Raw genomic sequence first — 19,842 nt, 5'->3', positions numbered from 1 at the left:
GGCCACTGCCTCGTCCAGGGGCAGGATCCGCGCACCCCAGTCCTCGAGGTCGTCGAGGTGGCGCTGGAAGTCGTCGACCCCGGTGGAGAGCCCGTCGGTCCGCTCCCCGTCGACGCGGTGCCACCCGATCATGTTCAGCCCACGACTGCGGGCGAGCCGGCGTCCGGCCACCACGATCGGCCGTACGGCGGTCGCCGCTCGGCGGAGCTCGCTCCTCATGACTGTCCCCTCATCAGGCGTGCTGCCTCGCCCAGTCGCACCCGGTCCAGCATCCATACTGGTACGGCAAAGGCAATCACGCCCAGGGTTCCGACCGCGAGAAGCCCCGTGACCGACGCCTCGTCGACGCCGAAGGCTGCCCGCACGGCCAGCACCACGACGCTCATCGACACCACCCCGATCAGGGCGGGGCGCAGCGACGTCAGCAGGTCGCTCACCCGGAACCCGGCGACCAGCCGTTGGGCCGCGAACAGGCCGATGGCAGCCACCAGTGCCATCACCAGCACCTCGCCGATCGCCACCACGACGATGCCATGGCGTGCGATCACCACCAGCGTGCCGAAGAGCAGCGCGAGGTGAAGCAGCTTGAGTCCCATCGTGAGCAGCGGGCGACCCGAGGCGTTGAGCGAGACCTGGACCAGCAGCCCGACACTGAGCAGGGTGGCGTAGACGGCCAACCACGCCACGACGGGTACGCCGGGCGCCCACTTGTCCCCGAGCAGGGTGAGGTGGTCGGCGAAGAGCACGACCCCGGCCAGGAGCGGCGCGACCAGGGTCAGCGTGGCCGTCATCACGACCACGGCGGCACGGCCCAGCTGCTCGCCTCGCTGCCGGCACAGGAAGGGGAAGGCCGCGCCTGCCGTCACCACGACGATCATCAGGTACGGCATGAACGCCAGGCGGTAGGCCAAGGAGTACTGGCCGAGGGCTGCGGCACCGAGGACCCTGGCCACGATCAGGTAGTCCACGTTGAGCTGGACCAGTTCGAGCAGGCCGCCGCCGGCGTACGGGCCGCCGTAGCTGAGCAGGCCCTGGGCGTCCTGGCGGTTCCACCCCGGCCGGATCGGCGGGCGGACCACCCAGAACAGCAGCATCGCGAGGGTGGCCTGGACGATCTGCCCGGCGACGAGGGCCATCACGCCCTGCCCCTGGGAGACCAGCACGATGGCGACGACGGCCCCGACGACGGCTCCGGTCGAGTCCGGGATGATCCGGCGCAGGAAGCGCAACTCGCGCCGGAGCATCTCCGCGGAGACTGCGGAGATCGCCATGAACGGCATCACCACCGTGAGGCCGCGGACGACGTCGGCGCCGCCGTCGCCGGCTCGCAACGAGCCGGCCAGCCACGGCGCGATCATCCACAGCAGCGCGGCGAGCACGGAGCCGAGCACCACCCCGATGGTCAACGCGGTCCGGGAGGCCCGGTCCACGTCGCCGCGCCAGTAGATCAACGCGCTGGACGTGCCCAGCGTGGAGAGCTTGGCCGCGATGTTCGCGACCAGGGTTCCGATCGCGACCAGGCCGAGTGCCGAGGGTTCCAGGATCGCGGCCAGGGTCAGCAGGACGATGGTCTGCGAGGCCTTGACGACGATGCCGTTGGTGGCGAGCCAGAGGGCGCCACGCGCCGTACGGGTGGCTTCACCCCGCCCCGTCCTCGAGGCGTCCTCCGCGGCGACGGAGCCCCCGGGGGGCTCGGGTGTTGCCGTGGCGCGGATCTCGGCGACGTGACGGTCCAGGGCTGCTCCGGCCAGGTCGAGCGGAGATCGATTGCGCAGGTGCAGCAGGACAGCGGCCACGGCCAGGGCGAGCCGTTCCGGCCGCTCCCAGTCCTGCCAGGCCCGACCCGCGACCTCGACGTCGCGCAGCGCCTCGACGTCGTCGACCAGGCCGAGCACCACCGAGACCGTGGAGCGGTCGGGGTCGCCGGCTGCCCGCAGGCCGGGCAGCAGCAGCGCGTCGATGCCCTGCGGCGCCTCGGAGGTGGCATTGTCCCAGTCGATGACGACGGCGCGTCCCTCGTCGATCAGCACGTTCGGCGGCCACAGGTCGCCGTGGCACCAGGCCGTGGGCAGCCCCGACTCGAGCGGACGCATCAACTCGGCGAACTCGGCCTGGACCTCCTTCGGCACCATCGCCACCAGGCCGGCCCAGCGATCCGCCCAGCCGGGCGAGATGGCGCCGGTCGGATGTGCGGAGAGCACGGCGATCAGCTCGTCGGCGACCTGCCAACGCCGCTCCGGGTCGGGCCACGGCCAGCCGAACGGACGGCGGCGGCGAGGCGCCCACTCCTGTGCCACCCACGGGTGACTGCCGACCCGACCGGAGGCCACGGCTCGGGGAAGGAACCGAACGACGTCGGGAACGTCGGCCGCGACCCGTTCGACCTGGGCGTCGTCGCGGTCATCGTCGGTCAGGGACAACCGCACGGCGAGGTCGCCGTGGTCCCCGCGCACCCGCAACACGGCGTGGCTCGCCGTGACGACCCCGACGAGCCTGACCGAGCCCCCGGTCCGGGCCTCGATCTCGGCCAGCACCTCGTCGGCGAGCGACGGAGCCGGCCCCTCGACCGAGATGCGGACGGCAGACCGGAGCCCGCCCAGCGACAGGCCCAGCCGTCGGCGCGCCCAGGCCAGCGGGCCGGCGAGGGCGTCCACGGGCCAGCCGCGGCACCAGACCATCTCGGGGCTGGCGAGACTGGGGTAGACGAGGTAGGGGCCGCCACGGCCGATCACCGCCAGCGTCCCCTCGGGCGCCACGAGCGCCTTCACCGCCTCGACCCGCTCCGGGCTGACCGCGTCGACGTCGACCACGACCAGCTCCACGGTGCCGGGCTCGATGCCGGCGGCAAGGTCGTCCCAGACCATCACCCGGTCAGGATCGGGCCAGGCGGCGGCAGTGGGGTCGTCGGTGAGCACCCGGGCGTGGCGCAACGCCGCCTGCAGATGGATCGACACCTCGTCAGAGGTGGCCACGACGACCGAGGCGGGCGCCGCCGGGAACAGCACGGCGATGCTCGCGCGCCGATCCCCGAGGGTCCACGAGGGCCCCTGAGACGACGAGGCTGCCTGCTCGTCGGACTCCGGAACCGGGACGGTCATACGGGCTCCCCACTGGCCGGTTGGTGCGGGAGGGACACTACCGCTCCCCCGGAAGCGGAGGCGCACATCGGCCCAGCCCCTACGATGGAGCACGACGCCGGCTCGGTCGGCACGACCTGGGGGGAAGATGCGCTCGCTCGTGGCGATGACCATCGCCGTACTGACGCTGTCCGGTTGCGCGCAGATCTCGGCCCAGTTCGAGAACGCCCAGGACCCGGAGCCTGTCACGCGCAACCAGGAAGCGGGACCGATCCTCGTCACCCGGCAGTGGGGAGTCGTCGACGGCATGCTGTCCGTCGTGGTCTCGAACACCACGTCGCGGACCATGCGCTACGCAGATGCCGTCCTGACGGCGCGAGACGCGCAGAACGTCCTGATCGCCTCCACCTCGACCGCCGCGCGGGACCCGGGATGCTGCGACGTGATGGACCTGCCGCCCGGCGCCGAGTTCGGGTTCTACTTCGACGTGGGGGAAGCGGGACGTCGCATCGAGCGGGTCGACGTCGTGTACCGCAACGTGCAGTGGGAGCCGTTCCAGCGTGACCGCACCTCGACCGCGACGGCCACACCGGTGCGGCTCCGGGCCAACCCCCTCGGAGCCGTGGTCGTCGCCGACGTGACGGTGAAGGGACGACTGCTCCCCCAAGCTCGCGCCCAGGCATTCCTCAGTGATCGGGAGGGCGACTTCCTGGCCGTGGTCTCGGGTCGCTGGAACTGCTTCGACGCCGGGAAGCGACGCATCCGGATGCAGCTCTTCCACCCGGTCCCGCCGGGCACGCAGGTCGACTCCGTGATGATCTACCCGATCACGCACGACCAGGACTGGCCCCAGCCGACGTGCCAGCGGTCGGGCTCCTGACCCGCTGCTGCTGATCGGAGCCCGGCCGGAGCTTGCCCGGGGATCAGCGGGTGCGGGTCAGCGGGCCCGGATCAGCTCTGGGCCGCGCGGAAGAGCCATCCCAGCGGGCGGGTCCCCGCGTTGGAGTTCTCCTCGGTGGCCTCGAGGGCGCCGTGCTGGGTCTGGGCGACGGCCGGGACCCGGTCGCCTGCCCGACGGCCGTGCTCGTGATCGCCGACGCCGTCGTCCTCCAGACCCTCGTGGGCCTCGTGCGCCTCGAGGTCGACCAGCGCCGCCACCGCGTCAGCCGGCTCCTCGACGTGCTCGTCCTCGACGACCTCGACCACGTGGACGGTGTCCGCCTGCTGCGCGGCCCACGTCTCCGGCGGCGCCTGCGTGGATGCAGACGCTGCGGCGGCGACCGGCACCGAGGGCGCGGGGGTCTCGCTCAACTCGATCGAGTTCGCCTCCTCGCGCAGCTTCTCGGCCACGGACACGAGCTCCCCGATGGAGTCCAGGGCGCGCTGGAACGTGGGTCGCAGGGAGCCGACCCGGGTCTCGATGTCGTCGGCCAGCGCCAACGAACGGTCACGGGTGGCCTCCAGCTCGGCGCGGACCTCGGCGCGCAGCCGGAGCCGCTCCTCGTCGACCGTGCGGTGCAGCTCCTCGAGCTCGGCCTTCGCGGCCGACGTGATCTCGGCCGCCTCCTGGCGGGCACGGGAGAGGATCCCCTCGGAGCGCTCACGCGCCTCGCCGCTCGCCCGCGCCGACACCTCCTTGGCCTCGGCAACGAGCTGCTCGGCGAGCGCCTCCGCCTCGGCGACCATGGCCTCGGCATCGCTGGCCGCCGCCCGACGTGCCTGGCTGGCCTCGGCGAGAAGTGCCTCCGCGTCACCGCGGGCGGTCAGGGAGGCCCGCATGGCGTGTGCGCGCTCGCTTGCCGAGCCTGTCCCGTGGTCCTCGGATCCGGACGTTCCGGCATTCCCGTTCATCGTTTCCTCGGACATCGAGCATCTCCCTCGTCAGTGCTTCTCGTTCGGCCATGCCGCTCCCACGCCGTGCGACCACGGCCACGCCCCTGGGACGTTACCCCTTTTGGTGCAACGGCGACACACGTTGAGAATCTGACCTAGGCTCCCCTGCGTGTCAGGACCCGGTCAGTTGCAGTTGCGTGTCGTCCCGGCCCTGACCGATCATCGGCATGCGTGGGACGCGCTGGTCGACCAGCAGCCCCTGCCCTCACCCTTCCTGCGCACCTGGTGGCTGGAGTCCGTCGCCGGCCCCCGAGCCCACTACCTGCTGATCCTCGACGGCGACACCCTGGTCGGCGGCCTCCCCCTGACCCGACGCCGGCTGCCGGGGCTGAGCATCTACCGCTTCGTCGGCCAAGGTCCGCTGTGCCCGGACCACCTTGACGCCCTTGCCCTGCCGGGTCGTGAGGACGAGGTCGTCGCGTGCCTGCGCACCTGGTTCCGTCGCCCGGGACACCGAACCGCACTGCTGGTCGGACTCGTGGAGGACTCCCTGCTCGCCCGGGCGTGGCCGGGGTGGGTGACGACCGCCGACGTGGCGCCGTACGGCGCGCTGCCGAAGGATCCCGACACCTACCTGATGTCGCTGTCGGGCAACCTGCGGCACAACATCCGTCGATCGACCCGTCGCGTCGACGACGCCGGGGTGGAGTCCTGGGTCGCCACGCCGGACACCGTGGACCGGGCAATGCAGCACTTCGGTGCACTGCAATCGACCCGCGAGGGCCGCGGTCACGTCGTGACGGCCCTGCCGGTGCTCACCCGGGCCATCCGGACGGGCGTCGCCACCGGCGAGGCTCGGGTGGACGTGATGGAGGCCCGCGACGGCGCCCCGGTCGCGGTCTGCATCACGTTCCTGGACAACGAGCGGATGAGCCTCTACCAGGTGGCGCGGAGTCTGGAGCAGGAGTACCGGGGCGCCGGCACGGCCCAGGTGAGCGCGGTGATCCGCGCCGGGATCGAGCTGGGTTGTCGCGAGTTCGACATGCTGCGAGGGCCCGAGACCTACAAGTCGTCGTTCGTCGACTGCAGCCGCGACGTGGTCGCGCTCTACGCCACCCACGGAGCCCGGGCACGCGCGCACGTGCGACTCCGGGCCCTGGCCAAGCGCGGCAAGCGGGCCGCCAAAGACGTGGCGGCCCGGGTCCGCCGCGACTCCGAGAAGTAGGGCTCTCCGCCCCGGCGACGCAGGGCGGCGCGAGGCTACTTCTTGGTCGTCTTGTCCGACGGACTGGAGGACGTCGACAGTGCCGCGATGAAGGCCTCCTGCGGGACCTCGACACGCCCCACCATCTTCATCCGCTTCTTGCCTTCCTTCTGCTTCTCCAGCAGCTTGCGCTTGCGGGTGATGTCACCGCCGTAGCACTTGGCCAACACGTCCTTGCGGATCGCGCGGATGGTCTCGCGGGCGATCACCCGGGCCCCGATCGCGGCCTGGATCGGCACCTCGAACTGCTGGCGCGGAATCAGGTCCTTGAGCTTGCCGGCCAGCATCACGCCGTAGGAGTAGGCAGCGTCCTTGTGCACGATCGCCGAGAACGCGTCGACCGGATCGCCGTGCAGCAGGATGTCGACCTTGACCAGGTCGGCCGCCTGGTCTCCGGACCGCTCGTAGTCGAGCGAGGCGTACCCCTTGGTCCGGGACTTCAGCTGGTCGAAGAAGTCGAAGACGATCTCACCCATCGGCAGCGTGTAGCGCATCTCGACGCGGTCCTCGGAGAGGTAGTCCATCCCCTGCAGATTGCCGCGCTTGGACTGGCACAGTTCCATGATCGTGCCGATGTAGTCCGACGGCGAGAGGATCGTGGCCCGTACGACGGGTTCGCGAACCTCGGCGATCTTGCCCTCGGGGTACTCGCTGGGGTTGGTCACCTCGACCTCGGTGCCGTCCTCCATGGTGACCTCGTAGACGACGTTCGGCGCCGTCGAGATCAGGTCGAGGTTGAACTCGCGCTCGAGGCGCTCGCGAACGATCTCCATGTGCAGCAGACCCAGGAAGCCGCACCGGAAGCCGAAGCCGAGCGCACCGGAGGTCTCGGGCTCGTAGGCCAGCGCGGCGTCGTTGAGCTGGAGACGCTCGAGGGCGTCGCGCAAGGTCGGGTAGTCGTCGCCGTCGATCGGGTAGAGGCCCGAGTAGACCATGGGGTTCGGGTGCTTGTAGCCGCCCAGGGGCTCCTTGGCGCCGTGGTGCTGGCTGGTGATCGTGTCGCCCACCCGCGACTGCCGGACGTCCTTGACCCCGGTGATGATGTAGCCGACCTCGCCGACCCCGATCTCACTGGCCTTGACCGGCTCCGGGCTGATCACGCCGACCTCGAGCATCTCGTGCACGACTCCGGTGGACATCATCTTGATCCGGTCCCGGTGGCTGAGCTTGCCGTCGACGACCCGGACGTAGGTGACCACGCCGCGGTAGGTGTCGTAGACGGAGTCGAAGATCAGCGCGCGCGCCGGAGCATCCGCGTCGCCGACCGGAGCGGGTGTCTGCTTCACGATCTCGTTGAGCAGGGCCTCCACCCCGAGGCCGGTCTTCGCCGAGGTCATCAAGACGTCGGAGGGGTCGCAACCGATGATCCCGGCGAGCTCCGCGGCGTACTTCTCCGGCTGGGCGGAGGGCAGGTCGATCTTGTTGAGCACGGGGATGACGTGCAGGTCCGCACCGAGCGCCAGGTAGAGGTTGGCCAGGGTCTGCGCCTCGATGCCCTGGGCAGCGTCCACCAGCAGGATGGCGGCCTCGCAGGCCTCCAGCGAGCGGGAGACCTCGTAGGTGAAGTCGACGTGACCGGGCGTGTCGATCATGTTGAGCACGTAGTTGCCGGGCACGGCACCCTGCTCGTTGTCGGGGGCGACCGTCCAGGGCATCCGCACGGCCTGGCTCTTGATGGTGATGCCGCGCTCACGCTCGATGTCCATCCGGTCCAGGTACTGCGCGCGGGCAGCGCGCGCGTCCACCACGCCGGTGAGCTGGAGCATGCGGTCGGCAAGGGTGGACTTGCCGTGGTCGATGTGCGCGATGATGCAGAAGTTCCGGATGATCGCGGGATCGGTGTAGCCCGGGCGGGGCGCGGTCGAAGAGGTGGCCACGAACTGCTCTCGTCAGGGGTGCGGATGAACGTCGCCCAGTCTCCCATGCGGGCGGGGCGCACCGCTAAACCCGCCATCACCGGGACGGATCGCGGCGAAACCGCCCTCGGTGTCGTGCCGCGGGTCTACCGTCGACGAAAGGTCACCGGACGGACGGGGCTCGGGATGCACCAACTCGCACGACGACAGCAGGCAGCGGCTGGCGCCGCCACTGCCCCCGACCATCACCAGGACCGGGACGCGAACGCCGTGGCTCTCCCCCAGCGCCCCGTGGTGGGCCTGGCTCGCGGACCTGCTCCGGTGATCCAGCGGGTGAGCAAGGCCGAGAAGAAGCGTCGTGACGCACGCCGTGCTGCGGCCGCCGCCGAGAAGTCGGCCGCCCGGGACGCAGAGCCCAGCGAGGCCGCAACGCCCGAGCCCGAAGCCGAAGCTGCCGAGGCCGGCGAGGCCGGGCCGGTCGCGGGAGCCGGCCCGACGACGCCGGCCGAAGCGGCCGGCTGGCTCTGGCACCACGACGGAACCTTCCAGCACTCGATGCCTGCGACGTCGTTCAAGCTCAAGCACTTCACTCCCCCGACGCCGAAGGCAGCGCGTGACCTGGTCACCGACGCCGCGTCACTGGCCGCCTTCCGCGCAGCCTGGGCCCAGTTGTCGGCCGCCGAGGGACCTGGAGCAACAGCAGGGCAGGCAGAACCAGCCGGGCCGGCGAGCGTGACCGACCAGGTGCTGGCCGACATGAAGGGCAAGTTCGAACGTTGGAAGAAGAACGGCGCCAAGGATGGCCGCTTCCGCGGCGCCTGGTGGGGGCCGCACCCGCTGGGCAGGAAGACCGGGGCCACCCGGGTCCCCGCCGAGGCCGAGACCCCGGAGTTCCGGGCGGAGGCGATCAAGCGTGGGTGGGAGTACGGCCCCAGTGACACCGGCGGGATGTCCTACAAGAAGAAGGTCGGGGGGGTCGCCTTCATCTACCACCTGTTGCCCCCAGCCGACTGACGACGCGCTTCTGCCGGGTGCGCAAGGATGGCCGGGTGATCCCGACGACGATCCCGCACGGCCGGACAGCCCAGCGGCTGGAGTGGCGGTTCCTGCCACCACACCTGCGGTCGCTCATCGAGGAGCGATGCGGCTCGCCCGTGGTGGAGGCGGAGTCCCAGGACGCGGGCTTCACCCCCGGATTCGCCTCCGTGCTCACCTGCGCCGACGGCACCCGGCACTTCGTGAAGGCCGCCTCCGTGATCGCGCAGCGGGCCTTCGCGAACTCCTACCGGGTCGAGGCCCAGAAACTGGCGGCGCTGCCCGCGGGCGTGCCCGCGCCACGGCTGCTCTGGTCGCACGACGCCGACGACTGGGTGGCGCTGGGCATCGAGTACGTCGAGGCCCGGCGCCCGCACCGGCCCTGGCGGCGCGACGAGCTCGAGGCAGCCCTGGATGCCCTGGAGGCGGTTGCCGAGGCCCTCACTCCCCCGCCGACCGGGCTCGAGCTGGACACGTTCGCCGGCGAACTGGCCACGTGGCCGTCGTACTGGCAGCACGTGCGGCAGACGCGCCCGCACCTGCCCCACCTCGAGGAGGCCGCCGCCCTGGCCGCCCGGTTCGGTGAAGTGACGGGCGGAACCTCGGTGGTGCACACCGACGTCCGCGACGACAACCTGCTGATCACGCCTGCCGGCAGCGCCCTGCTCTGCGACTGGAACTGGCCGGTGCTCGGCGCCGCTTGGCTGGACACGCTCGTCCTGCTCGTGGGCCCGTGCGGGGACGGTCTGGACGTCGAGAAGATCCTCGCCGAGCGGCGACTCACCCGCGACGTCCCGGCCGAGCACATCGACATCGTGCTCGCCCTGATGGCCGGCTACTTCTTCAAGTCGGGCGACGACCCGGTCCCGACCACCTCGCCGCACCTGCGCGAGGCCCAGCGTTGGCAGCTCGACGTGGTCTGGGCCTGGCTCGGCGAACGGCGTGGCTGGTGGTGACCCAGGCGATTTGGGCTGCCGGTCGCCGCGCTGCTAATCTTTCATGTCGCGTGTCTGGCGCCCGCTCCTGCTGGCAAGAGCTGAGCGCCGGCAGCACCAGACTCTTCAGAAGCACCCCACACCTACGACGAAGGCGCAGTAGTGGCGAACATCAAGTCCCAGATCAAGCGCAACCGGCAGAACGAGCTTGCCCGCGAGCGCAACAAGTCCGTGAAGACGGGCCTGAAGTCGGCCGTGCGTCGCTTCCGCGAGCTGGCCGAGGCCGGCGACAAGGACGCTGCTGTTGCAGCGGGCCGCGAAGCGTCGCGCAAGCTGGACAAGGCCGCCTCCAAGGGCGTCATCCACAGCAACCAGGCGGCGAACCGCAAGTCGGCGATCGCCAAGAAGGCCGCCTCTCTCTGAGGTCCTCGCACCCAGGCGTCACCCCGCACGGGGTGGCGCCTTTTTGCGTTGTCCGCGCAGGTGGGGGCCGCTCCGCCGTCAGCGGGGGTCGCGCAGGCCGGTGATGGTGAGCACCAGCCGCTCCAGCGTGTACGACGCGTCGCTGGCCGCGCCCTTGATGTCGGCGTCGGCTCGGGCCACCGCACGGATCGCCCGGGCGATGCCGGCCTCGGACCAGCCGCGTGACTGGTCCCGGATCGTGCGCAGCTTCCACGGCGGCACCCCCACCTCGCGCGCCAGGTCTGCCTCGCGCATCCCGCGTGGGGACGACGTGTAGCGCGCCAGGCCGCGGGCGCCCCCGGCGAAGGCGGAGGTGACCAGGACCGGCGCGGTCCCGGCGTCCAACGCCCAACGCAGCTCCTCCAGCGCTGCCTCGCGGCGGCCCCAGAAGGCCGCATCCGCCACCGCGAACGACTTCGCCTCGGCCCGGCCGCCGAAGTAGAGCTTGACCTTCTCCACGTCGAGCGCTTCGCCGGGGAAGTCGCTGGTGAGCTGGTGGGCAGCCGCGGACAGCGAGCGCAGGTCCTGGCCGACCGCCTGGACCAGGAAGAGAGCCGCCTCGTTGTCCATGGTGGCGCCGTAGCGACGGACCTCGGCAGCGACGAAGGACGGGAACTCCGACGCCTTCAACTCGCCGGACCGCGAGTCCACGACCGTGGGCAGCTTGCGCAGTTTGGTGAGCACGCCGCTGCCCTTCTGGCCGCCGCCGTGCACCAGGACCAGCGCCACGTCGTCCACGGGGTCCTGGCAGTAGCCGAGGATGCCCTCGATCGACTCCTCGGGCAGGTTCTCCAGCGCGCGCACGACCACGCAGCGCGTGGCCGAGAACAGCGAGGGCGCCGCCATCTCCCCCAGGCGCGCCAGGCTCAGCTCGGAGGCGGTCGTGTCGGAGAACTCCGCCTCCGGGTCGTGGCCACGCACGGCCTCACGGACGGCACTGACCGTGCGCTCGTTGAGGAACTCCTCCTTGCCGGTCACCAAGGTCACCCGGCCGAGGACGTCTGCAGGGCGCAGGGAGTGCGCGGGGCCAGCCATGGCGCGCAGCCTGCCACATGCCACCGACTCACCGACTGCTGACCACGACCAGCCGACCCTGACGGCTGACAACGGCCACGTCGCCGTCCAGATCGGTGCGGCGCACCAGGGCCCCGGTCGCCGCCAGACCCGTCAGCGTCTCGGCGGCCGGGTGCCCGTAGTCGTTGTCGGCCCCCACCGATACCAGCGCGATCGAGGCCCCCAGCCCGGCCAGGAAGTCGAGATCCTGGTGGCGGCTGCCGTGGTGCGGCACCTTGAGCACATCCACCCGGAGGTCGGGCAGCGTGCGCGCCAGAGCCGCCTGCCCGTCCGGCTCGAGATCGCCGGTGAGCAGGAGGCGGACACCGCGGACCTCCACCAGCAGCACCACGCTCGCGTCGTTGGCGGTGCTGCCGTCGGAGGGTCCGCTGGTCGGGGCGCCGGCCAGTGGCCACAGGACCTGCAGCGCGACGTCCCCGACGGTACGGGTGAGGCCGTACGGCGAGACCACGCGGGTCAGCCGCTCGGTCCGCGCCACGCCGTCCACGACCCGCACCCCACCGGGCGGCTCCTCCAGGGAGGTCGCCTCGATCGCCCCCACCACGCGACCGTCAAGCACGCCCGCGAGCCCGTCCACGTGGTCGGCATGGAAGTGGGTCAGGACGACCAGCGGCACGGCATGCACGCCGAGGCGATCCAGGCAGGCGTCCACCGCGCCCGGGTCGGGGCCCGCGTCCACCACCACGGCCGACCCCGGTGCGGCCCGCAGGACCAGGGCGTCGCCCTGGCCCACGTCACACGCCACCACCACCCAGTTCTCGGGCGGCCACCCAGGGGTGGGTGGCCGCACCACGAGACCGAGCAGCAGGAGCAGGCAGCCGAGAGCACCCAAACCCGGGTGCCGCAACGCGAAAGGTGCCGCGGCCGCGACCAGCAGGGACGCGAGGGTGAGCAGCACGAGGGATCGCGGGTCCGTGCCCCAGTCGACCGCCGCGCCGGGCAGCTGGGCGCCGCGCTCGGCGACCTCCACGATCCAGCCGACGCACCAGGATGCTCCGGTGCCCGCGACACGGGCCGCCGCACCCCACACCAGACCGAGCAGTCCGGCGACGAGCCCGAGCACGGTCGCCGGTCCGACGACCGGGGAGACCAGCAGGTTGGCGACCACCGCCACGACGCTGACCTGCCCGGAGATGGCCGCGACCAGCGGCGTACAGGCGAGCTGGGCCGCGGCCGGCACAGCGATCGCCTCGGCCAGCCAGCGCGGGAGCCACCGCGCCAGGGCGTCTCGCCATCCCGGAGCCAGCAGCAGGATCCCTCCGGTGGCCAGCACGGAGAGCGCGAAGCCGATCGAGGTCGCCAGCCCCGGGTCCACGAGCAGCAGGCCGATCAGGGCGAAACCCAGGGAGCGGGTCCCCCGGCGGCGACCGTTCACGCCCATGCCCACCAGCCCGACCGACCCCATCACCGCGGCACGGAGCACGCTGGGCTCGGTGCGCGCCAGCAGGACGAAGCCGACGATCCCCAGGACGGCGACCACCCCCAACCACCGCCCCCGCACCCCTGTCCAGCGGGCGATGACGAGCAGGAACCCCACCAGGAGCGTCAGGTTGGTGCCCGAGACCGCCAACAGGTGGGTGAGCCCCGTGGTCCGGAAGTCGTCGGCCAGCTCTTCGGAGACCCCGCCGTCGTCGCCGTCGACCAGCGCCGGCACCAGGGCCCGCTGGGCGGGCGGGCGGTGGGCCACCGAGTCACGCAGCGACGCGCGGACCGCCTCCGCGCCACGCCACCAGACATCGGGCCGGAGCACGACCTCGGGGTCCCCCCGGGCCAGCAGGAGGCCGGCCGCGTCCCGCCCGTCGGTGGGGACCAGACGACCCACGACCCGGACGCGCGAGCCGAGCTGAACGTCGCTCCAGCTCGGATCTCCCAGCAGCACCGCAGGAGCGCCGAGACGGTGGGTCCTGCCCCGTCCGGTCACCTCGTGGACCCGCAGCCGCAGCATCACCCGGTCGCCGAACCTCCCGGCCACCGTCCGTGGGTCCGAGACCACCGAGGCGAGCACGGAAGCGGTGGCCCGCTCGGCCGCCAGTGCGGCCACCGGGCTGACCTCGACCTGTTCCTGGCGGAGCCAGGCACCCCCCAGCACCGCCGAGCCGACCAGCAGGGCCGCCGTGGCCGTGGCGAGCATCGGACCCCGAGCACCCCGCGCGGCCACGACGAGGAGGGTGAGGGCGAGAAGGACCAGACCACCCAGGAGCAGCCGGTCCGGCACTCCCCGCGTGAGCAGGGCGGCCAGCCAGGCGGTGCCTCCGAGGACGAGCAGGCGCAGGTCGGCACCGCCCACGACTCAGACCGTCACGTACGGCGCGATGGTGCCCAGGGTCGCCTCACCGATCCCGTCCACCTCGAGCAGCTCGTCGATACTGGTGAACCCCCCGTGCTCGGTGCGCCACGCGAGGATCGCGAGCGCCGTGACCGGACCGACCTCCGGCAGCGACTCCAGCTCGGCCTGGCTCGCGGTGTTGAGGTTCACCAAGGGCCCCACCGGAGCGCCGGGGGCCGGCGCGGCCGAGGCGGCCACTCCCACCGGCGGTGACGTCCCGACCAGGATCTGCTCACCGTCGACCAGCAGCCGCGCCAGGTTGAGGCTGACCAGATCGACCCCGCGGCGGGCCCCACCGGCCGCCTCCAGGGCATCGACCACCCGGGAGCCGGCGGGCAGTACGGCGATCCCCGGACGCCGGACCTTGCCGGCGACGTCGACGGTCAGGTCGCCCGCGGCGCCATCGGCGCCGTCGGTGCCGTCGGTGGGGGTGCCTACCGGCCCCGGAGCTCCCGGCGCGGCGGAGACCTCCGGCTCCAACGGAGAGGCCGAGATGAGGCGTGGCGCCACCACCTCGGCGGCGTCGCTGCGCACCACCCACCAGCAGGTGGCGGCCAGGCCCAGGGCGACCACGACCGCGAGCACCGCCACGTGTGCCGGGGCGAGGCCGACTCGCTGCAACAAGGCCTCGGCGAGCACGTGGCGCCGCGCCGCGTGCCGGCCCGGGACGGGAACCCGCGCCGCCTGCCCGGTGAGTACTGTGACGTGCCCTGTGACCGGCCCTGTGACCGGCCCTGTGACCGGCCCTGTGACCGGCTCAGCGACGGGTTCAGCGACGGGCCCGGGAAGCACAGGTGTCGCTGACACGTCCCTGTCTCCCCGGACCTCCGCCAGCTCGGCACTGAGCTGGGCCAGACGTTTGCGGACGATCTCGTCATGGGGCTCGGAGGAACGTCGGGAGGGCATGCGGCGACCCTAGGAGCACGCTTCCTAGGACGGTGGTTGAGCGGTAGCGTCCTGAGGAATGATCCGCCTTCTGACCCCGCTGTGCAGTTCGAGTGGGCTCCTACGCGCCTGCTTCTTCTCGGGAATTGAGTGATCCATGCCTCACGCACCGCTCCGACGCGCCCTCGTTGTCGGCTCCGACGACGCTCGGGGACTCCTGGCCGCAGTCCGGTCCTTGTCGGCCTGTGGCTGGCAGGTCGGCGTCGCCACGCCGCATCGTCGGTCGCTGGTCGCTTCGTCACGTCATGCCACCCATTGGCACCGTCTGGGCCCGGACATCGCCTCCTCGGTCAGCGCCATCGTCGACCAGCACGGGTACGACGTCGTCCTTCCGGGCGGGGACACCGAGCTGCTCGCGCTCTCCGACGGGCGCGCCGACATCGGCTGTGCCGTGCCCTACGGCAGCCAGGAGTCGGTGCGCTGCATCCTCGACAAGTGGTCGCTCTTCCGTGCCGCCTCGGCAGCCGGCCTGGCCACGCCGTACACCCGACCGGCGACGCCGGAGGCGATCGCCGCGGTCGAGTCGGTGGTGGTGCTCAAGGCCCGCAGCCACACCGTGGCACGCTGTGAGACCGTCATCTCGGCCGACCCCGACGAGCTGCGCGAGGCCGCCGACCGGATGCGGGAGCTGGGCGTCGAGCCCCTGCTGCAGCAGCACCTGATCGGCCGGCTCTCGGCGCTGACCGTCGTGCTGGGCGAAGGTGGCGAGGTCCTGGCCGCGGTCCAGCAGCAGTCGGACGGGCTGTGGCCCCCCGAGGCCGGGATCAGCGTCCGGGCCAGCACCGTGCCTCTCGACACCCGGCTGCTGGGCCGCGTCGTGGCCCTCCTCCAGGACATCGGCTGGCGCGGTCTGGCCGAGGTCCAGTTCCTGGACACCGAGGCGGGTCCGATGCTGATCGACGTGAACGGGCGCTGCTACGGCTCCCTCGCCCTCGCGGCCGCCGCCGGGGTGCACCTCGCAGACGTGTGGGCCTCCATGGCGATCGGTGACCCGCGGGTCGCCGGTCCCGCCACGGTCGGCACGCGCTACCAGTGGCTGTACGGCGACCTCCGCCGGGCCTGGCGTGAGGGGGACAATCCCCTGCAGTCTCTGGCCTACGCCTTCCGCACCGGCCACTCGGTCTGGGACGTCCGCGACGTTCGACCCAGCGCGTCCTACCTCCGCACGCTGGCGCGGGCTGCGGTCCGCCGATGACCGCGCTCGAGATCGTCGAAGCAGCCGCCGACGGCCCGGTGCTGGTGGCCGGGTCGCTCCCGCCGCAGGGTAGGGATCTGGACCTGCTGGCGCCCCGCGAACGTCTGAACAGGCTCGAGGACGCCCTGGCCGCCTCCGGGTTCGTCGAGCAACGGGGAACCTGGGCCCGATTCGAGCCGCTGGAGCTCGTGGATCTCGATCCCCTGCCGGATCCCGGGATGCTGGCGCGGGCCACCCCGTTGCCGGGACACCGTCACGTGTGTGTGCCGGACCCGGCCGATGCGCTGCGGCTCACGGCGCGGTCCTACGCCCGGGACCGGCGGATGACGCCGGGCCGCCGGGCCCGGGCCGACGTTCCGGCGGCCATGTGGGCGGAGGCTGCTGCTCGGGGAGACGCCTCCGAGCTGCGGCTGCTCGAGCAGGCGACGACTACCGAGCCCCCGACTCCCGACCTGGTCCGTCGGGTTCGTGGTCGGGTGTCACGGATGCGGTCGGCCGGCGTGATCACCCTCTCCGGCGTCGACGGCTCGGGGAAGTCGACGCAGGCCGAACGGCTGCAGGCCAGTCTCGCGACGGCGGGCGTCGAGACCGTGGTGGTGTGGCACCGCCTCTCCCACGACGGCTGGCTGGACCGTCTCGCCCGCCCCGTCAAGCGGCTGCTGCGGCGCGGCCGCGCCGGGGAATCTGTGTCCACCGGGACGGCCCAGTCCCCCGAGCCGGTCGAGCGGGGCGGAACCGCGGCGAACGCACCGCGTGGCACCCGCAACGTCTGGATCGTGCTCGTCGCCGTGGCCAACGCGCTCACCCACCTGCGCACGGTACGGCGACACACCCTGGCCGGGCGGCTGGTGATCAGTGACCGTTACGTCCTGGACTCCATCGTGCAACTGCACTCCGACTACCCGGCCGGTCCGGGCCGATGGCTGGGCATCTGGTTGGTGCGCGCCCTGTCGCCGCGGCCGCGGGCGTCGTTCCTCCTCGCGGTGCCCGGCGAGATGGCCAGGGCCCGCAAGCCCTGGTCGGGTCCGGTCGAACAGCTCGAACGACACGTGCAGGACTACGCGGTGGTGGCGCGTCGCCTCAGCGTCGTGCACGTGGACGGGACCCGTCCCCTCACCGAGATCGCCGACCAGATCGCCCGGGAGACCTGGCGCCGTCTCTGAGCCGGGCCAGCCTCAGCCGGCTCGCGTGATCGGGCCCGGCGTCACAGGCGCGGTGCGACACAGACGGCCAGCATGCCGGGACCGACGTGCGCACCGAGGACGGCGCCGAGCTCGGCACACCACACCGCACGGCCCTCGAGGTTGTCCGCCAGCCGCTCGGTGAGCCGGCCGGTCAGCTGCTCTGCCCGCTCCGGACTCGCCAGGTGTGCCACACACAGGTCGATCTGCCGGTCCCCCGCGGCCTGGACGGCCAGCTCCTCCAGGCGACTGAGCGCTCGCGCCGTCGTACGCACCTTCTCCAGGCTCGCGACCCGACCGTCCTGGATCTGCAGCAGCGGCTTCACCGACAAGGCGCCGCCGACGATCGCGGCTGCGGCCCCGATCCGGCCCCCGCGTCGCAGGTAGTCGAGGGTGTCGACGTAGAAGAGCGAGGACGAGGCCGCGGCGCGCTCCCGTGCCGCGGCAGCCGCCTCGTCGGCCGTACCGCCGGCGGCCAGCACGTCGGAGGCAGCCAACACGGCAAACCCGGTGGCGACCCCGACCTGTCGACTGTCCACCGGGATCACCCGGATGGAGGCCTCCCGGGCAGCCAGCTGCGCGGACTCGAAGGTGCCGCTCATCTCCCCCGACAGGTGCACGGAGACCACCTCGGTGGCGCCGTCCCGGGCGGCCTGCTCGTAGACCTCGGCCAGCGCGGCCGGTGTGGGGCGCGACGTACTGACCGGCGTCCACTCGCGCAGCGCCGCGGCCACCATCTCCGGGGTGGCTCCCTCGGCGCCCTCGTCGTAGACGTTGGCCCCGATCACGACCTGCAGCGGGACCACGACGATGCCACGCTCCGCCGCCGTCGCTTCCGAGAGCGTGGCGGTCGAGTCGGTGACGATCACAGCCGGGGACATGCGAGGCAGGCTAGCGGTCTCAGACGACGATGTTGACGAGCTTCGGCGCGCGGACGATCACCTTGCGCACGGTCTTGCCCTCCAGGGCACGCTGCACCCCGGCGTCGGCCAGCGCCAGCGACTCGAGATCCGCGTCGCTGACGTCGGGGGCGACCTCGAGCCGCGCGCGCACCTTGCCCTGGATCTGGACGACCGCGGTCACCGAGTCCTCAACCAGAAGTGACGGGTCGACCTCGGGCCAACCGGCGCGGGCAACGGTGGGCTGGTGGCCCAGCCGCTCCCACATCTCCTCGGCGACGTACGGCGTGACCAGCGACAGCAGTACGGCGACGGTCTCGGCCGCCTCGCGCACCGCCGGGTCGGCCGGTCCGCAACCCGAGTCGATCGCCTTGCGGGTGACGTTGACCAGCTCCATGGTGCGCGCGACCACGACGTTGAACCGGTGTGACTCCAGCAGCTCCTCGACCTCGTGCACGGTCTTGTGCGTGGCCTTGCGCAGGGCGACGTCGCCGCCGTCCGGGGAGGTACCGGCGGGCGAGGTGACGTCCCCGGAGAGACGCCAGGCGCGCTGCAGGAACTTCAACGAGCCGCTCGGCGACATGTCCGCCCAGTCGATGTCGTCCTCGGGCGGGCCGGCGAAGACCAGGGTCAGCCGGATCGCGTCGACACCGAACTCGCGCAGCTGGTCGCCCAGGTTGACGCCGTTGCCCAGCGACTTGCTCATCTTCTTGCCCTGGTTGATCACGAAGCCCTGGTTGAGCTGCGCCGCGAACGGCTCGCGGAACCCGACCAGGCCCATGTCGGCCAGCGCCTTGGTGAAGAACCGGGCGTACATCAGGTGCAGGACGGCGTGCTCGACGCCGCCGATGTAGATGTCGCAGGGCCCCCACTGGTCGACGAGGCCGGTGTCGAAGGCCTGCTGGTCGTCGTGCGGCGAGCAGTAGCGCAGGAAGTACCACGAGGAGTCGACGAACGTGTCCATCGTGTCGCTGTCCCGCTTCGCGGGGCCGCCGCACTGCGGGCAGTCGACGTTGACCCAGTCCTCGGCCGCGGCCAGCGGCGAGGATCCCTTGGGCTTGAGGTCGGCGCCCTTCAGGTTCTCCGGCAGCCGCACCGGCAGCTGGTCCTCGGGCACCGCGACCTCGCCGCAGGAGTCGCAGTGGATGATCGGGATCGGCGCACCCCAGAAGCGTTGGCGGGACAGCAGCCAGTCGCGCAACCGGTAGTTGACCGTGCCGCGCCCGGTGCCCTTCTCGGTGAGCCACTCGATGGTCCGCGACTTCGCCTCGTCGACGCCGAGACCGTCCAGCGAGATCTCGTCGTTGCTCGAGTTGATCGCCGGCCCCTGCCCGACGTACGCCTCGCCCTCCCAGCCCTCGGGTGGCTGGACGGTGCGAACGATCGGCAGGTCGAACTTCTGGGCGAACTCCCAGTCCCGCTGGTCCTGGCCGGGCACCGCCATGATCGCGCCGGTGCCGTAGTCGGCCAGCACGTAGTCGGCGGCGTAGATCGGGATCTCCGCGCCCGTGACCGGGTTCACCGCGTGCACGCCCAGGAAGACCCCGGTCTTGGGCCGGTCGGTGGCCAGCCGGTCGATTTCGGAGGCCTTGCGCACCTCGACCAGGTAGTCGTCGTACGCCGGGCGCTGCTCGTCGGTGACCAGCTCGCCGGCCAGGGCCGCGTCGGCCGCCACGACCATGAAGGTCGCGCCGAACAGGGTGTCGGGGCGCGTCGTGTAGACGGTCAGGGGCTCGTCGCGACCGGGCACGACGAAATCG

At 72.0% G+C, this 19,842-nt stretch carries 16 protein-coding genes; 7 read left to right on the top strand and 9 right to left on the bottom strand.

Annotated elements, in window-relative coordinates; all coding sequences use genetic code 11:
* Positions 1-219, bottom strand: a 219-nt coding sequence (locus ABZE72_RS08575) for a hypothetical protein (RefSeq protein WP_372728600.1), incomplete at its 3' end; no start/stop codon positions are given.
* Complete coding sequence (locus ABZE72_RS08570; RefSeq protein WP_372728599.1) at positions 216-3,098, bottom strand: oligosaccharide flippase family protein; 2,883 nt, start codon at positions 3,096-3,098, stop codon at positions 216-218. The genes ABZE72_RS08575 and ABZE72_RS08570, both read right to left, overlap by 4 nt.
* A gap of 127 nt (positions 3,099-3,225) precedes the next feature.
* On the opposite strand from ABZE72_RS08570, the gene ABZE72_RS08565 reads away from it, so the two are divergent.
* Positions 3,226-3,957: a hypothetical protein gene (locus ABZE72_RS08565; RefSeq protein ID WP_372728598.1), complete on the top strand. Its 732-nt coding sequence runs from the start codon at positions 3,226-3,228 to the stop codon at positions 3,955-3,957.
* A 71-nt stretch (positions 3,958-4,028) separates the two neighbouring features.
* Here ABZE72_RS08565 and ABZE72_RS08560 read toward each other — a convergent pair whose 3' ends face one another.
* Complete coding sequence (locus ABZE72_RS08560) at positions 4,029-4,856, bottom strand: hypothetical protein (RefSeq protein ID WP_372728597.1); 828 nt, start codon at positions 4,854-4,856, stop codon at positions 4,029-4,031.
* Between the two features lie 223 nt (positions 4,857-5,079).
* Between ABZE72_RS08560 and ABZE72_RS08555 the strand changes: the two genes are divergently transcribed.
* Positions 5,080-6,135: a GNAT family N-acetyltransferase gene (locus ABZE72_RS08555; protein WP_372728596.1), complete on the top strand. Its 1,056-nt coding sequence runs from the start codon at positions 5,080-5,082 to the stop codon at positions 6,133-6,135.
* Between the two features lie 35 nt (positions 6,136-6,170).
* On the opposite strand, the gene lepA is transcribed toward ABZE72_RS08555, so the two are convergent.
* On the bottom strand, positions 6,171-8,051 hold the full coding sequence (gene lepA, locus ABZE72_RS08550; protein ID WP_372728595.1) for a translation elongation factor 4: 1,881 nt from the start codon (positions 8,049-8,051) through the stop codon (positions 6,171-6,173).
* A 249-nt stretch (positions 8,052-8,300) separates the two neighbouring features.
* Between lepA and ABZE72_RS08545 the strand changes: the two genes are divergently transcribed.
* The 3 genes from ABZE72_RS08545 to rpsT all read left to right on the top strand — a co-directional run bounded on the left by ABZE72_RS08545 (position 8,301) and on the right by rpsT (position 10,423).
* On the top strand, positions 8,301-9,044 hold the full coding sequence (locus tag ABZE72_RS08545) for a hypothetical protein (RefSeq protein ID WP_372728594.1): 744 nt from the start codon (positions 8,301-8,303) through the stop codon (positions 9,042-9,044).
* Positions 9,045-9,079: 35 nt separating this feature from the next.
* Positions 9,080-10,021, top strand: a complete 942-nt coding sequence (locus tag ABZE72_RS08540) for a hypothetical protein (RefSeq protein ID WP_372728593.1) — start codon at positions 9,080-9,082, stop codon at positions 10,019-10,021.
* A 141-nt stretch (positions 10,022-10,162) separates the two neighbouring features.
* Positions 10,163-10,423, top strand: a complete 261-nt coding sequence (rpsT, locus tag ABZE72_RS08535; protein WP_372728592.1) for a 30S ribosomal protein S20 — start codon at positions 10,163-10,165, stop codon at positions 10,421-10,423.
* Positions 10,424-10,501: 78 nt separating this feature from the next.
* Here the strand turns inward: rpsT and holA are convergent, their stop codons facing one another.
* Genes holA through ABZE72_RS08520 form a run of 3 tightly spaced genes read right to left on the bottom strand, consistent with a single transcriptional unit; the run spans position 10,502 to position 14,483 of the window.
* Positions 10,502-11,497, bottom strand: coding sequence for a DNA polymerase III subunit delta (holA, locus tag ABZE72_RS08530; protein WP_372728591.1), 996 nt, complete (start codon positions 11,495-11,497; stop codon positions 10,502-10,504).
* Between the two features lie 28 nt (positions 11,498-11,525).
* The gene (locus tag ABZE72_RS08525; RefSeq protein WP_372728590.1) at positions 11,526-13,823 is read right to left on the bottom strand and encodes a ComEC/Rec2 family competence protein; all 2,298 of its coding nucleotides are present in this window, start codon (positions 13,821-13,823) and stop codon (positions 11,526-11,528) included.
* A gap of 3 nt (positions 13,824-13,826) precedes the next feature.
* The gene (locus tag ABZE72_RS08520; protein ID WP_372728589.1) at positions 13,827-14,483 is read right to left on the bottom strand and encodes a helix-hairpin-helix domain-containing protein; all 657 of its coding nucleotides are present in this window, start codon (positions 14,481-14,483) and stop codon (positions 13,827-13,829) included.
* A 421-nt stretch (positions 14,484-14,904) separates the two neighbouring features.
* Here ABZE72_RS08520 and ABZE72_RS08515 point away from each other — a divergent pair, with 421 nt between their 5' ends.
* Both ABZE72_RS08515 and ABZE72_RS08510 read left to right on the top strand, forming a co-directional pair.
* Complete coding sequence (locus ABZE72_RS08515; protein WP_372728588.1) at positions 14,905-16,002, top strand: ATP-grasp domain-containing protein; 1,098 nt, start codon at positions 14,905-14,907, stop codon at positions 16,000-16,002.
* The gene (locus ABZE72_RS08510) at positions 15,999-17,165 is read left to right on the top strand and encodes a dTMP kinase (protein ID WP_372728587.1); all 1,167 of its coding nucleotides are present in this window, start codon (positions 15,999-16,001) and stop codon (positions 17,163-17,165) included. The genes ABZE72_RS08515 and ABZE72_RS08510 overlap by 4 nt, the downstream gene beginning before the upstream one ends.
* Positions 17,166-17,206: 41 nt before the next feature.
* Here the strand turns inward: ABZE72_RS08510 and ABZE72_RS08505 are convergent, their stop codons facing one another.
* Both ABZE72_RS08505 and leuS read right to left on the bottom strand, forming a co-directional pair.
* The gene (locus ABZE72_RS08505; protein WP_372728586.1) at positions 17,207-18,064 is read right to left on the bottom strand and encodes a DegV family protein; all 858 of its coding nucleotides are present in this window, start codon (positions 18,062-18,064) and stop codon (positions 17,207-17,209) included.
* Positions 18,065-18,083: 19 nt separating this feature from the next.
* Positions 18,084-19,842: leucine--tRNA ligase (gene leuS / locus ABZE72_RS08500; protein WP_372728585.1), on the bottom strand; the 1,759-nt coding region annotated here is incomplete at its 5' end.

It is taken from the genome of Nocardioides sp. (assembly GCF_041600255.1).
GTDB lineage: Bacteria > Actinomycetota > Actinomycetes > Propionibacteriales > Nocardioidaceae > Nocardioides.
The sequence above is the reverse complement of the archived record's forward strand: the minus strand, read 5'-3'. Positions and strand labels throughout refer to the sequence as shown.